This is a genomic window from Streptomyces sp. B15, assembly GCF_018070605.1.
GTDB classification, from domain to species: domain Bacteria; phylum Actinomycetota; class Actinomycetes; order Streptomycetales; family Streptomycetaceae; genus Streptomyces; species Streptomyces smyrnaeus.
In genome coordinates this window covers 24,050-37,663 of record NZ_JAGPXJ010000034.1, presented here as the reverse complement: position 1 = coordinate 37,663, position 13,614 = coordinate 24,050, and the positions used below count along the sequence as shown (strand labels likewise).

Annotated in this window: 12 protein-coding genes; all 12 read left to right on the top strand. The window is 68.2% G+C overall.

Annotated features, from left to right (window positions below; genetic code table 11):
• Nucleotides 1-417: 417 nt before the first annotated feature.
• Nucleotides 418-981 carry a hypothetical protein gene (locus KBY19_RS17430; RefSeq protein WP_210966115.1) on the top strand — a complete coding sequence of 188 codons (564 nt, stop codon included), beginning with the start codon at nt 418-420 and terminating at the stop codon, nt 979-981.
• Nucleotides 982-1,065: 84 nt separating this feature from the next.
• Nucleotides 1,066-1,959: a winged helix-turn-helix domain-containing protein gene (locus KBY19_RS17425; protein ID WP_210966114.1), complete on the top strand. Its 894-nt coding sequence runs from the start codon at nt 1,066-1,068 to the stop codon at nt 1,957-1,959.
• Between the two features lie 117 nt (nt 1,960-2,076).
• The gene (locus KBY19_RS17420) at nt 2,077-2,940 is read left to right on the top strand and encodes a hypothetical protein (protein WP_210966113.1); all 864 of its coding nucleotides are present in this window, start codon (nt 2,077-2,079) and stop codon (nt 2,938-2,940) included.
• 902 nt (nt 2,941-3,842) lie between these two features.
• Entirely contained in the window at nt 3,843-3,974 is a 132-nt protein-coding gene (locus KBY19_RS17415) for an FxLD family lanthipeptide (RefSeq protein WP_210966112.1), read from the top strand.
• A 35-nt stretch (nt 3,975-4,009) separates the two neighbouring features.
• Nucleotides 4,010-4,168 carry an FxLD family lanthipeptide gene (locus tag KBY19_RS17410; RefSeq protein WP_210966111.1) on the top strand — a complete coding sequence of 53 codons (159 nt, stop codon included), beginning with the start codon at nt 4,010-4,012 and terminating at the stop codon, nt 4,166-4,168.
• A gap of 123 nt (nt 4,169-4,291) precedes the next feature.
• Nucleotides 4,292-7,357 carry a lantibiotic dehydratase gene (locus KBY19_RS17405; RefSeq protein ID WP_247691079.1) on the top strand — a complete coding sequence of 1,022 codons (3,066 nt, stop codon included), beginning with the start codon at nt 4,292-4,294 and terminating at the stop codon, nt 7,355-7,357.
• Entirely contained in the window at nt 7,344-8,603 is a 1,260-nt protein-coding gene (locus tag KBY19_RS17400; RefSeq protein WP_210966109.1) for a lanthionine synthetase C family protein, read from the top strand. The genes KBY19_RS17405 and KBY19_RS17400 overlap by 14 nt, the downstream gene beginning before the upstream one ends.
• A 309-nt stretch (nt 8,604-8,912) precedes the next feature.
• Nucleotides 8,913-10,709 (top strand): methyltransferase, FxLD system, encoded by a 1,797-nt coding sequence (gene fxlM, locus KBY19_RS17395; protein WP_307843535.1) that lies wholly within the window; start codon nt 8,913-8,915, stop codon nt 10,707-10,709.
• Between the two features lies 1 nt (nt 10,710).
• Nucleotides 10,711-11,829: a hypothetical protein gene (locus tag KBY19_RS17390; RefSeq protein WP_210966108.1), complete on the top strand. Its 1,119-nt coding sequence runs from the start codon at nt 10,711-10,713 to the stop codon at nt 11,827-11,829.
• A 48-nt stretch (nt 11,830-11,877) separates the two neighbouring features.
• Nucleotides 11,878-12,204, top strand: coding sequence for a hypothetical protein (locus KBY19_RS17385; RefSeq protein WP_210966107.1), 327 nt, complete (start codon nt 11,878-11,880; stop codon nt 12,202-12,204).
• Between the two features lie 58 nt (nt 12,205-12,262).
• Nucleotides 12,263-12,778 (top strand): topology modulation protein, encoded by a 516-nt coding sequence (locus tag KBY19_RS17380; RefSeq protein ID WP_210966106.1) that lies wholly within the window; start codon nt 12,263-12,265, stop codon nt 12,776-12,778.
• Nucleotides 12,779-12,811: 33 nt separating this feature from the next.
• Entirely contained in the window at nt 12,812-13,543 is a 732-nt protein-coding gene (locus KBY19_RS17375; RefSeq protein ID WP_307843534.1) for a class I SAM-dependent methyltransferase, read from the top strand.
• Nucleotides 13,544-13,614: the final 71 nt, after the last annotated feature.

Here is a 13,614-nt window from a genome sequence, read left to right as displayed (position 1 = left end):
CTCGGCGACCACCCCGGCGTCGCAGAAGCCGTGAGCGAGCTTCGCTCCGGCAGGCCGTACGACTTCCAGTTCGGCCTAGGTCGGCACCAGTGGACGCTCCTGGCCTGCCCGGTCGCTCAGCTCCCTCTTGTTGCGAGCTGTCCCCGCGCCGACCAAGCCGAGGCGACACCATTCACAGCTTGCGGTGCTGGCCCGTGAAAAGAGCTCCCACACAAGCCCACCACTCGCACAGCCACGCGCCGATGTAGCACCAACACGCACTCGGTACGGACCACGGCGCCGAGCCGCGATGCCGTAAACCCCGACTTTCACATGCTTCGCAGCAGGAGCCCTCAGATGCCCAAGCAGTTCTACCAAAAGGAACTTCGAGTTTCCTACATCGCACCGTGGAGCCACGAAGTCCCGACAGTCGGCCCCGTGAAGCGGCACAGAGGCCGAGGCGGCGAGGGGCTGGGTTACAGGGACGAAGACCCCAGGGCCGACCGGTGGCACGGCGCGCTGTGGATGCGGGTGCCGACCGCCCGCGGCAAGGGGCGTGCTCGCCTCGGCGGCGTGCATGCGCTGCGTCAGCGGCAATGCATGCAGCATCTGCGCTGCCAGATCTGCGGCGAAGAGACCTTCGGCCGCAGCGACGAGCGGTATCTGTGGCTGGTAGCCGGCAGCGAACTCCTTCGGGAGGGCGAAGAGAGCTGGTCGCCTCCCGTCCACGATAGCTGCGCGGCCGAGGCCGTACGCTACTGCCCGCACCTGCGCAAGAGCCACGTCGCCACACTGGTGGACACGCCCAGGTTCTGGGGAGTCGCCGGCCTGGTGTACGACCTCCAAACGCTCGAACCTCTTCCCGGTGACAGCGAAGACGGGCTCATGCACATCTCCTTCGCTGACCCTCTGCTGCGCTGGACGATCGCGGCACGCGTGGTCGTCACCCTGCACGGCTGCACGCCCGTCGACCTGGACGACCTCGTCGTGGCGGGGGTCTAGCGGTCCCCGACCCCGTACCGGGCGGTCGGCTGCACCGGCCGCCTGCACCCTCTTCCTCCACGACAACGAGCATCCGAGAGAGCGATGACCAAACCCACCACGGCACTGAGCACCCCCTCGGCATCGGGCAGCCGCCAGATATTAGGTGAGCCGGACCTTGACGCCCTGCTGCGCACGATCCGCAGTGTGACGAAGAACGGCTATCCGAACTCGCCAGGCACCTGGGAACGTGGCGCCGACCGGCTGCACGCACTCGCCGACGAGCTGTTGCCCCACGCCAGTGCGCACGCTCAGAACGCAAGCAGCCGACACCTCCAGCAGGTCGTCCCGGTAATCAAGACGACGCTGCGAAACAGGCCACGACCGGCAGGCATCGAGCACGTCATGGTCCTGGCCGGACAGCTGCGCACCGTGATCCACCTGCTGCAACAAGACCCCGGCGACGGCGTGGCCGAGACGATCTCCCGCACCATCACCATGGGCAAGACGGGCTACACACCCGGCAGCTTCGTGACCCAGGACCAGCTGAGCAAGGACTTCGCCGCGCCGCGCCCCCTGATCCAACGCGCGGTGGGCCTCTTGGTCCACAAGGGAGTGCTTGAGTTGGCGGGCAAGCGGCGGCTGCGGGTCCCTCTGCCGGGCGAGCCATACCGCACTGTGCCCGAGCACATCGCTCAGCGACTGCGAGAGAGGATCGCTTCCGGTGTCTACCGCGACGGACAGGCCCTGCCCTCCCGGCGGACGCTCGCCAAGGAGTTCGGCTGCTCCACCACGGCTGTCGCCAGAGCACTTGCTGACGTGCGTGCCGAGGGACTGATTGCTTGGACTCGTGGCCGACCGGTCACCGTCATCAACCCGCCGCGCGCCCCACGCCGACTGACCGCGATCGGCCCGGCATCGAACGCCGCGAATCCGCCCCGCCTGGTTCAAGACCTGTCCCTGCCTGCACTGGGTGCCGTCTGTGCCGAGCCCGGGTGAGGCCCCGGAGCAACCACGCATGACCGCAACCGCAAGGAGGGCCCCTTGAACCGTTTACGTATCGCTGCCTGCAATTTCCTGCGCAACGGCGGAGGTGACCGCGACTGCCGGAAGAAGATGTACGCCCTGCTGAAGTCGCTGCGGATCGACGTCCTGGGCCGGATGGAACTGCTCGGCTGCGAAGACCCGAGCACCGGGCTGTGGGACGAGTCGAGAAAAGCGCTCGGCATGGAAGGCGTTCTCGCCCCACGAATGGGAGCGACAGCCGTCTACTGGAACCCCGAAACGCTCATGTTCTCGCCAACCCCGGACGCGAGGTGGAAGGGGATCAAGCATTGGCCCGACTGGTGGCTGCACCCGGCAGCCGTGACCTTGCGCCTGCTCAAAACCTCTGAGCCGGTCGACTTCGTCGCCGCCAGCACACACCTTCGCTTCGACTCCGCCGCCCAACGGCTTGCCGAAGCGGAGTGCACCACCCGGTTCGCAGATCGCCGCCTCGGCGGCCGTCCGAGCCCGCTGCCGGCCATCATCACCGGCGACTGGAACTCCTACTGCGCCGGCGACCCAGTCGAAGACGAGCCGCCGACGCCCCGGCCGGACGAGATCACCGACCGGCGGCACCTGGTACACCGCAGCTACCTGCTCCCCTCCGGCGAACGGGTGATGGACGACTGTCCCGACCGGACGTTGAAGCAGGCGGGATGGGTGGACGCGGCGCGGCACTTCGCCCGCAATGCGACGGGGGAGACCCGACGGCGCGCAGTCGCAGCCACCTCCCCCACGCCCCAGTTCGCCCGCCCCGAGCAGGGCCCACCCAGACGCATCATCCGCACTTATGTGCCCGAGGAACTGGGACCCGCCATCACCCACGCCGAGGTGATCGACGTTGGTCGGTTGTCAGACCACCGCATCGTGGTGGTGGACCTGGCCCTCGACGCCCTCGTGGATATCAACCGATGCGAGTTCCTCCTGCGCCACTGACCGCGCCGGGCCGCACCCAGAACAGAGCCATCATCCACCAGTCCCCGGTCTTCGGAACCTCCGGGCTGGGCCAGCAGAAAGGCACCCAGTGAAAAAGGGCTACAGCGTCACCGCCATTGTCAGCGGCCTTAACAAACCAAGCGGGGCGACGGAGGTGAAGGTCCTGGCCGTAGACGAGGAGGACGCCAAGCGACAGGCCAAGAACAAGATCCAAGGGGAGGACCCGCACGCGAACGTGAGGATCGGCCGCGTCCGCAAACGACCGCCCCCTCGTCAGGCTTCGCTGACCGGATCGACATGTCACTCCCGCCCTGCGCGGTGCTGGCTCTTCCCAGACCAGGCTGCCCGGACCGAGGGAGAACAGCCCAGCTCCCGGATCTCCCGGCTGCCCGAGTGAGGGCTGCATGGGGGGAACAACCCGGTAACCGATCTGGAAGACGGCCGGGTGCCGGAAGAGCCGCTCGGCGCTGTCCCTCGACAGTGGTGCGGGCGCCCCTGGGTGGCTGGCCGATAACGCTCCGCCGGATGGAACGTCCCGGCTACCGTCCCCCAAGCAGAGCCCCCGGCCATCGAGCAGTACCCGACGAGCAAATTCGCACCGATCAGGATGGCTTGCTTTGACCGATGCCACGAGTATGCGTCAGCCGTCGCCGATGTCCGTGGCCTCAGCTGACCCGTTCGATCCGGACATCGTCATCGTCGAACCGAGCGAACAGTTCAGCGCCGTGTCCGCGTCCGCGGGCGGCTGCGGCGCCACATGCGCGAGCGGATCCTGCGCCTCCAGCGGCGCCTGACCACCACCATCTCTCCGGCCGGGGCCATGGATCGGGCCGGAGGCCGTCGACCGGCGGCACGAAGAACGCGGCCCCAGGGCCGCACAGGGTTCAAAACAAGGAGACCTCATGGAGTTGGATGAGTTCGATCTCGACATCAGCGTTCTGGAGTCCGGCGACGAATCCGCCACGCTGATCAACCTCACCGACGACGGCTGTGGCAGCACCTGCTCCAGCCCGTGCGCAACGAACGTCGCCTGAGCTTCCAGGCCCCGACGAACAAGGGAGAGATCCGCATGGAGGACACCACGCCGAAGGCGGGTTCGGCAGCCGACGCGTTCGATCTGGACATAAGTGTTCTGGAGTCCGGTTACGGATCCACGGCCCTGATCAACCTCACCGACGACGGGTGCAAGCCGAGCTGCCAGGGGTCCTGCGCGACCAACGTGGCCTGACCCTCTCGGCATGATCGGGTGCTGGTCTTCGCAGCGCATACCGCTGCGGGGGCCAGCACCATCCCCGCCGACTGATAAGCGAAAGGGGGCGTGAACGTGAGGCGCGACGTGCAGTATCAGTGCTTGGACACCGCGCTCGTCCGCGCGGCACGCTATGTGCGGCTGGCCCTGCCGCCGCTGCCAGAGGTCTTCGGCGACTCTCCGGAGCTGGTGCGGCAGTGGCACCGGTGGCTCCAGGAGGTCTGGGCGCGCGAAGAGGTATCAGAGATCGTGGAGCAAGCCAGCCCCGACCTCGCGCGGCATATGGACGCGCTGTGCGCGTCCACCGACCTTCGCCCCCGGCAAGTGCGCAGGACCTTGGTGTCTGTCGTCCGGTACCTGCAACGGATCACGGGCCGGGCCACACCGAACGGACTGTTCGCCGGCATCGCGCCCGTCGCTTTCGGGCAGCGCGCGGACGTTCAGTGGGGTCCCTGGCACCGTGCCGTGGCCAGCGCGGATGCCACCTGGATCACAGAGCTGATCGAGGGCTTGGAGGCGTGCCCGGATCTGCTGTGCAGACTCCCCGTGATGGCGAGCAATACGCCGTTCGTCCGGGGAGACCGGCTGGTCATCCCCTATCCTCCCTGCTCCCGGAATCCTGGCCGCCCGACGGCGGAGGTGTCGCTTCGCTGCACCTCGGCGGTGCAGGCCGCGCTGGATTTCGCCCGCACTCCGATCTCGTACGACCTGCTGGTGGAAAAGGTGCAGGGGGAGTTCCCGCACGTCCAGGCAGAGCGCATCCGGGGCCTGGTCACCAACCTCATGCAGAATGGCGCGCTCATCAGCGCTCTGCACCCACCGTCCACCTCTCTTGATCCCCTCGGCCATCTTCTCGGGCACCTCGAAGCCGTCGACGCGGCCGGACTGCCCTCCGCAGCAGCCATGCTGGACGACATCAAGGCTGTCCATGACGGCGTGCGCCAGCACAACCAGGTTCTCGCTCCTGCCGAGGGGCGGCGCCTTCGCCGCGCCCTGCACCGGAAGATGGCGACGGCCGCCTCTTCCGACCATCCCTTGGCGGTCGACATGCGGCTCGACTGCTCCCTTGTCCTTCCGCGAGAGGTCGCCCGCGAGGCGGAGAAAGCCGCCACGGCCCTGGCCCGCCTCACGCCGACCCCGTTCGGCACGCCGGGTTGGAAGGACTTCCACGGCCGCTTCTTCGAGAGGTACGGGATCGGCTCCCTGGTGCCGCTGCACGACGTCACGGACCCCGATGTCGGGCTCGGGTTCCCCGCCGGTTACCTGGACAGCGAACCGGAACCGCGCGAAGGGCTGACCAAGCGGGAACAGCGCCTGCTCGGTCTCGCCCAAGCCGCCGCCCTCGACGGTCGCGACGAGATCGTACTGAACGAAGACCTGATCACCGAGCTGCGCGTCGGCGAGCAGGACGACGTGCAGCTACCGCCGCATCTGGAACTGACCTTCCAAGTCGAGGCGTCCACCGCGGAAGACCTCGACCGCGGGGACTTCACGCTCTGGTCCGTGCACCCGTCCCGTGGCATCGGCACCACCACCGGCCGGTTCCTTGCTCTTCTGGACCCCGAAGCACGAGCCGCTACCGCCGCACCCGTGGAGAAGCTCCCCGTCAACGCCCCCGGCGCAGTGCCCGCACAGCTCTCCTTCCCGCCCCTGAACCGTGCAGACGCCACTGTCACCCGAGCCCCGCAGATGCTGCCGAATTTGGTGAGCGTCGCCGAGCACCGCCCTGCGGACGAGCGCACCATCGGCCTGGACGATCTTGCTGTCGGCTGCGACCGCCGCAGGCTGTACCTCGTCTCCCTCTCGCAGCACTGCCTGGTGGAACCTCACGTCCTGCACGCGCTTGATCTGCGGGCCCATACCCCACCTCTCGTGCGATTCCTCGCCGAGGTCAGCCGCTCGCAGTCCGTCGTGGTCACAGAGTTCGCGTGGGGCGCCGCCACGGCACTGCCGCTTCTGCCGCGCGTGCGCTACGGCCGCACCGTCCTGTCCCCCGCCCGTTGGCTCCTCAACGCCTCAGACCTCCCCGGACGAGACGCCTCATGGGAGGAGTGGCATGCCGGGGTGCAGGAGTGGAGGGACCGACGCCGTGTGCCAGAGACAGTGACGCTCACCGAAGGCGATCAGAAGCTGCCGCTGTGCCTGGCAGTAAGTGCCCATCGTGCAGTCCTTCGTTCTCACCTGTCCCGCTCCGAGGCCGCCGTACTGGCCGAGACCTCCGCCGGCAGCGGCTGGTTCGGTGGACGAACCCACGAAATCGTCGTCGCCCTGACGGCCACCCGCCCGCCGCAGTGGCCCGCTGTCCCTCCGGTGCACGAGGATCGCGTGCTCTCCCGCGACCACGGGTACCTGCCCGGTACCCGCCCCTGGCTCCTCGCCAAGCTCTACGGGCACCCCGAGCGCCAAGCGGAGATCCTCTCGCGCCACCTCCCCGATCTGCTGAACCGCTGGGAGACCCGGCCGGACTGGTGGTTCATGCGCTACCGCGACCCGCGCCCACACCTGCGGCTTCGCATCGCGGTCCCCGAAGACGGCGATCCGGGCCCGGCGGCTGCCCGCATCAGCGACTGGGCAGCGGGACTCCGCCGAGCCGGGCTTGTCAGCGAGTTGATATTCGCCACCAGCTACCCGGAGACCGGCCGCTGGGGCACCGGTGCCTTGATGACCCTGGCCGAGGACGTATTCGTCGCCGATTCCCGGGCCCTTGCTACCCAGTTCACCCAAGCCGGGCGTCCTGGCCCGCAGGTGATTACCGCTGCGAACTTCGTGTCCATCGCCACGGCGTTCACCGGGAGCGTGGCCGACGCGATGGAGTGGCTGGCCAGGTACGGACAGATCCACGACCCGAACTCCCTCGATCGGCAGGTTCTCAGCGACACCGTCCACCTGGCGGACCCGACCGACGAGTGGGCGGCCCTGCGAGCACACGCCGGGGGTGAGGCGATCACCGCAGCGTGGGCGGACCGGGACCAGGCCATTGCCCGCTACCGGTCGCGGCTGGACGGAGTCGACATCGATCCCAATTTGGTCCTCGACTCCCTTCTGCACGCCCACCACATCCGGGCCGTCGGCACCGACAAGGCCGATGAGCGCATGTGCGTCCGTCTCGCTCGTTCAGCGGCGATGGCCTGGCAGCACCGGGAAGGGGCGAGCCGTGGAGCTTCGTGAGGCTGCGCAGGCTGCCGCCGATGCGATCGCAGGCCGTCTCGCGTCGCCAGATGATGTCCGCGGACTCGATCTGGCACAGGGCTGGTGGCCGCAGTCCCTCGCCCACGGGGCCGCCGGTGTCGCTCTGCTGCACATCGAGCGGGCACGGTCCGGCCACGGTCCCTGGCAGCGGGCACACGACTGGCTGGCTTGCGCCGCCGAGGGCGGAGCGGTCGGCGGCCCGGACGCCCACCTTTACTACGGGGCGCCTGCGCTCGCCTTCGCACTCCACGCCGCCGCCGACCGACCGGGACGCTACGCCTCCGCACTGAACACCCTCGACACGCACATCACCGCGCTGATCCGGCAGCGTGTCCAGGCAGCGCATAGGCGCATCGACAAGGGCGAATACCCGGAGCTGGCCGAGTACGACACGATCCGAGGGCTGAGCGGTCTGGGCGCGCTCCTCCTGCACCGCGGCGTCCACACCGAGCTGTTGCGCGAAGTCCTCACGTATTTGGTGCGCTTGACCGAACCGGTCAAGCGATGCGGGGAGCTGTTGCCGGGTTGGTGGACCCACCTGTCCCCCTCCGGCAAACGGTCTCCCGACTACCCCGAGGGGCACGCCAACAACGGTGTCGCGCACGGCATCGGTGGCCCGCTCGCGCTCCTGGCCCTTACCGCGCGACGAGGCATCACGGTCCCCGACCACACCGAGGCAATCACCCGCGTCTTCGCCTGGCTGGACCGCTGGCAGCAGGAAGGGCGCGCTGGCCCTTGGTGGCCCTATTGGGTCACCCGAAGCCACCTTCGGGCCGGAATCCCCGGCGGCGGGCCCTCTCGGCCTTCGTGGTGTTACGGCACCGCCGGATTCGCCCGCACCATGCAGCTCGCTGGACTCGCCACCGGAGACACCGACCGGCAGCGTGCTGCCGAAGTCGCGTTGCTACAGGCGATGGCCGACTCCGGCCAACGGAACGCCACCGTCGACCTGTCTCTGTGCCACGGCTTCGCGGGACTGGCGCACATCACGCGCCTCGTTGCCGCCGACGCCCTCACGCCAGGGATCACCGACAGCCTGCCTGTCCTCCTCGCACCGATCATCGACACCCCGCCCGAGGCCCTCGTTCGCGCCCTGTGCGAGCCCGCCGGTGGCGGAGACATCGGCCTCCTCGAAGGCGCCGCCGGCACCGCGCTCGCCCTCCACGCCTACGCCACCGACGGCCCTTCCCACTCCCGCTGGGACAGCGCCTTCCTGATCACATGACCGCTGAGAGGAACATATGGCACCCGAGGAATGGCCCCAGCGCGTTCTGACGTTCACGGCATGGGAACAGGCCGAACCCCTTGTTATCGAGCACCTACTCCCCTTGCTCATCGCCGAGGAGGACAGGCTGGGGCCCTGGGCATTCCTGCGAAAGTTCCCGACCTGGCGGCTGCGGTATCGCCCCGTCGATCCCGCCGCGGCGGACCGCCTGCACAGTGCCCTGGACGGCCTGGTCGCCAGCGGCTCGCTCACCGCTTGTGTGCCGGGCATCTACGAGCCGGAGGAGGCCGCCTTGGCGGCCCGGCCGCCATGGCGGAAGCACACCGCCACTTCCACGAGGACAGCCGCTACGTCCTGGGCCACCTCGCCCGCCAGCGAACCGAGACCCCTGACGCTCTTGGTCGACGCGAGCTGGCCGTTGTCACCGTCAGCACGGCGCTTCGCGCGGCGGGACTCGACTGGTACGAGCAGGGCGACGTCTGGGCCAAGATCGCCGCCCAGCGTGACGGCGGCTTCCTTCCGCCACCCCGCACCCGCGCGGCGATCCATCGGCTGATGACCGTCGACGCCAGCCCCTCCAGCGCACTCGTCCGCGACGGGCGACTCGCGAGCGTAAGCGCCTGGATCGAGGCATTCGAGCAACTCGGCCGACGCCTGGCGGATCTCGACCGCCGCGGGCAGTTGGAGCGCGGGCTGCGCTCCGTCCTTGCCCATCACGCCCTCTTCCACTTCAACCGTCTGGGACTTCCCCGGGAGGACCAGCACACCCTGTCAACACTCGCGAAAGAAGTAGTCATGGGAACGAACGACAGCGCCGAGTCCACCCCCTCCGCCTCCCCGCCAGCCACTACGGTCGCCACCGTGAACACCGACACGATCGAAGCCACCAACGCCGACCGCCTGCGCGTGCAGCTCATCGACCAGTTGAAGGTCGACGGCTGCATCCGCACCCCCCGCGTTGAGGAAGCGATGCGGACAGTTCCGCGCCACGTCTTCGTCCCCGAGGCGAGTCTTGAGGAGGCGTACGGCAACGCCCCCGTCAACATCAAGCACGACGAGACAGGCGCCTCCATCAGCTGCGCCTCACAGCCCGACATTGTCGCCATGATGCTCGAACAACTCGACGTCGAGCCTGGCCACAAGGTGCTGGAACTCGGCGCCGGAACCGGGTTCAACGCCGCACTGCTCGGGCACCTCGTGGGGGAGAAGGGCCACGTCACCACGATCGACGTGGACGACGACCTGGTGGAAGGCGCCCGCGCCGGGCTCGACGCGGCGGGCATCGACAACGTCGAGGTGATCCTCGGCGACGGCGCGCTCGGCCACGCCCCCAACGCGCCCTACGACCGCATCGAGGCCACCGTCGGCGCCCACGGCGTGCCCCATGCCTGGCTCGATCAGCTCGCTCCCGGGGGACGGCTGCTGACCCCGCTGCGCCTGCGGGGCAGCGTCTCCAGGTCGATCCTCTTCGAAGAGGGCTCACACGGCCGCTGGCGCAGCATCGGTTCCGAGATGAACACCTTCATGCCGCTGCGGGCCGGCATCGCGGATGACCCTAGGCGGTTCGTGAAGCTCACCGAGGACGGATCAGTGACCCTGGTGACCAACGGCGACCAGGCCGTGGACGTTGAGGCGCTCACCGGTGTGCTCACACAGGCGCGCGCCGAAGCGTGGACCGGCGTGAACTTCCGCGGGCCGGAATCAGCGGAATGGTTGGAGCTGTGGCTGACCTGCACCATGCCCAACGGCCTCAGCCGGATGCCCGCGCATAAGGAGGCCATCGAGCGGGGCGTGGTCACCCGCCCGTACGCCAGCTCCACCGCCGTCTTCGATGGCGGCACCCTCACCTACCTCACCCGCCGCCTGGCCGACGAGAAGGCACCTGATGGAAGTAATCTCTACGAGTTCGGCGTGATCGGACACGGCCCCGACGCGCAGGGACTCGCGAACCGAGTCACCGAACAGGCCCGGATCTGGGACCGCGACTACCGCGGTCGCGACGTGCAGTTCGAGATCCAGGACCTCTACACCACGCCGCCCACGTCCAAGCCCGGCCGCTTCGCCTTCGACAACGCCCTCAACCGCGTGATCATTGAGTGGCAGTGAGATGGACATTTGCCGGATAGCCCAGCGATTCCCGCTGGTCGCACGTCCGCGTCCCGCCTGCTCTCCGCTCACAGAGCGAGTCCGGGAAATCAGCACGCTGGCTGAGGCCGCCCAACATGACGGCGGCCTCAGCACCGCAGCCACGGCCCTGAACCGGGCAGCCCTCGTCGCAAGCGACTGCGGACTGCCCGACCTGGCACGCGACCTGTGCTGGCGGCATGCAGAGATCTACCTGACTGGCCAGCCACTCAACGGGCAGGAAGCGCGCCTCGCCCTCGAACCCCTCGTCAACCTTGCCCGCCTCCTGATCCGAGACGGCGACGGAGAGGGGGCCTACCGGTTGCTCGCCGACATGTACGACGCGGTGAAGGGTAAGTCCGGCACAACCATTGGCGGCCGCTGGCTCTCGCTCAACAACCTGACCTCGACGCCGGACGGCCATCGAGCGGTCTGCCAGTGGCTGTGGACTGTGCTCTTGGGAGACGGAACGCGGGCCCTTGTCGCAGCACAGCAGTGGGGGCGAGCAAGACAGCACGTGAATCAGCACAAAGGAGTCGGCCGTCGGCTGCTCGATGGCCGCCAGGTGGAAGTCGTAAGCCGGTGCCTTGACGGCGACGGCGCGGCTGCACAGCACGTATTGGACGAGAGCGCCCTGGACGAAGCCTGGGAGACCTGCGTCGCCGCGTGCCTGGCCGTGCTCTGCCGCACTGTCAGCGGGCAACCTGCCCGACATGCCACTGCACACATGACAACCGAGTACTTGCACCTCGAAGCCCCGCCGGAGCTGGCCGTCTTTCGGGCCCGTCTCGGGCTAGTCGTACTCGAACTCTCCCATTCCATCTCGGCCGAGGTCATCCGGCGACTGGTGAACGACGCAGTCTTCTCCCAGGACGGATATGTGTCCCGGGACGTCCTCATGGACCCGATCTGTTCCAGGGAGATGACCGGCGAAGAGCGTCACCATCTGGCCGAAGCTGTTGCATCAACCGGGCTCGGGCAAGGACTTCTACCCGCCAGCGTGAACGAGATCCTCCTGAGCGCGGCGGAGGCGGGGGCCGCAGCGGTGGAGAGAAGCCTGCTGATGGCGGCAGATCCGGCACACGATTCCTACTCCCAATAGCGTGCCTGATCGCAGTAACCCGGAGAGGCGCTCGACTTCCGGCAGGGTGTGCTGCTCCACCGAGAGGCCCACGCCACGGTTCTGCTGGCCCCCGAGCGGTACGCCAGCAGCGGACAGTTCACCCAACGGATCTTCGAATCCGTGCTGGCCGGATGCGCCCCCATCACCCCGGCTCACTATCGGGCGGCCGGGACAGTCGTCCCCGATGAGTTGCACGCCCACCACAGCACACACGTGACCGGCATCACCCATGCACTCACGCTCATGGGGGTCGCCGAACGGGCCAGGCTGCTGGATCGCTGCCTGCGCAGGCTGGACCTGTTCCGCCTGTCGCGCCAGCTCGACACCATCCACGCGGTATTCGATCACTCTTAGGGGGCCACAATGGAAAACCGCACCAGCCACCCGCCCAGGATCGGTAGCTTTCCCCGTCATGAAGAAGATCGCCCTCATCGGCTGCGGCGGCAGCGGCAAGACCTACCTGTCGAAGCAGCTCGCAGCTCTTATCGACGCGCCCGTCACACACCTGGACGCCGTCTACTACGACGACGACTGGAACACCTTGCCCAAGGAGAAGTACGCCGCCGTCCAGGAGGAGCTGGTGGCCGCGCCCGCCTGGGTGATCGAAGGGAACTACGCCGGGACGATGCCGATCCGGCTGCGGACCGCCGACACCGTGATCTTTCTCGATCTTCCGCCGGCCGTATGCCTGTGGGGGCTGGCTCAGCGGCGCCTGCGACACGGCGGCGGGCAGAACGATGCCACTGGGGTCTACGACCGGATCTCCTGGAACTTCCTTCGGTACGTGTGGTGCTACCGCAAGACGATGGCACCCCGGGTGAGGAAGCTGATCCAGGAGCATGCCACGGACGCGACCGTGTACGTCGTCACCAGCCGACGCCAGGCCCGCAGCCTGCTGGCCCGTCTGAAAGCCGACCAGCACACATAGGGCGCCCCTCGGGCTTCCGGAGGGGAGCGGCTTGTGTCTGACACCACGCCGTTCCTTGACCAGCAGCTCATCAGCGGCAGCCTCTACGGAAACCAGCAGCGGCTCGCCGCCCGTACCGGCGCTCTCCTGTCGGCAAAAACCTCAGGCCGGTCAGCAGCAGAGGTGATCTCTGCCATCGCGCTCCAGGCATGCTCCAGCGTGGGCGGGCTCGTCTTGGACATCGGCTGCGGGCGCGGCGCCTCCACCGTCGCCCTGGCCCGTTCGCTCCCAAGGTCCCGAGTCCTCGCCCTCGACGCCTCGGCCGCCCTGTTGGTCGCTGCGCGCCACCGCCTCCAGCAGTCCGGATGGCAGGCCGCCACGATCCAAGCAGACTTCCACCAGCTTCCTCTGCCAGCCGGCCGTGCGGAGCTGGCCGTGGCAGCGTTCTGCCTCTACCACTCACCCTGGCCTCGCCGTGTCCTGCAGGAGATCGCACGATGTATGGCGCCCGGCGGCACGGTAATCCTCGCGACGAAGTCCGCGGATAGCTACGCGGCCCTGGACCGACTGGTCGCCGCCTCCGGCCTCGACCCACAGGCTGAAACCAGGCCCAGCCTGTACGGGACCTTCCACAGCGGCAACATCACAGCGCTCGCCACCAGCGTCGTGACCGTCCGCGACGTACGCCACGAGACCCACCGCTTCCGGTTCCACGATCTCGCTCATGCCTCCGCCTACCTGGCCACCTCTCCCAAGTACCGGCTCCAGCACTCGCCGAACGACTGAGCAAGCGGCTGCCCGACGGCCCCATCGAGACCGCTTCCGTCGTCAACTACCTCACCGCGACCGTGCCCGGA

Bases quoted from the DNA above. Each gene is read 5' to 3' on its own strand.
- KBY19_RS17425 (WP_210966114.1), top strand. From the start codon at position 1,066: ATGACCAAACCCACCACGGCACTGAGCACCCCCTCGGCATCGGGCAGC.
- KBY19_RS17420 (WP_210966113.1), top strand. From the start codon at position 2,077: ATGTACGCCCTGCTGAAGTCGCTGCGGATCGACGTCCTGGGCCGGATG.
- KBY19_RS17415 (WP_210966112.1), top strand. From the start codon at position 3,843: ATGGAGTTGGATGAGTTCGATCTCGACATCAGCGTTCTGGAGTCCGGC.
- KBY19_RS17410 (WP_210966111.1), top strand. From the start codon at position 4,010: ATGGAGGACACCACGCCGAAGGCGGGTTCGGCAGCCGACGCGTTCGAT.
- fxlM (WP_307843535.1), top strand. From the start codon at position 8,913: ATGGCGGAAGCACACCGCCACTTCCACGAGGACAGCCGCTACGTCCTG.
- KBY19_RS17390 (WP_210966108.1), top strand. From the start codon at position 10,711: ATGGACATTTGCCGGATAGCCCAGCGATTCCCGCTGGTCGCACGTCCG.
- KBY19_RS17380 (WP_210966106.1), top strand. From the start codon at position 12,263: ATGAAGAAGATCGCCCTCATCGGCTGCGGCGGCAGCGGCAAGACCTAC.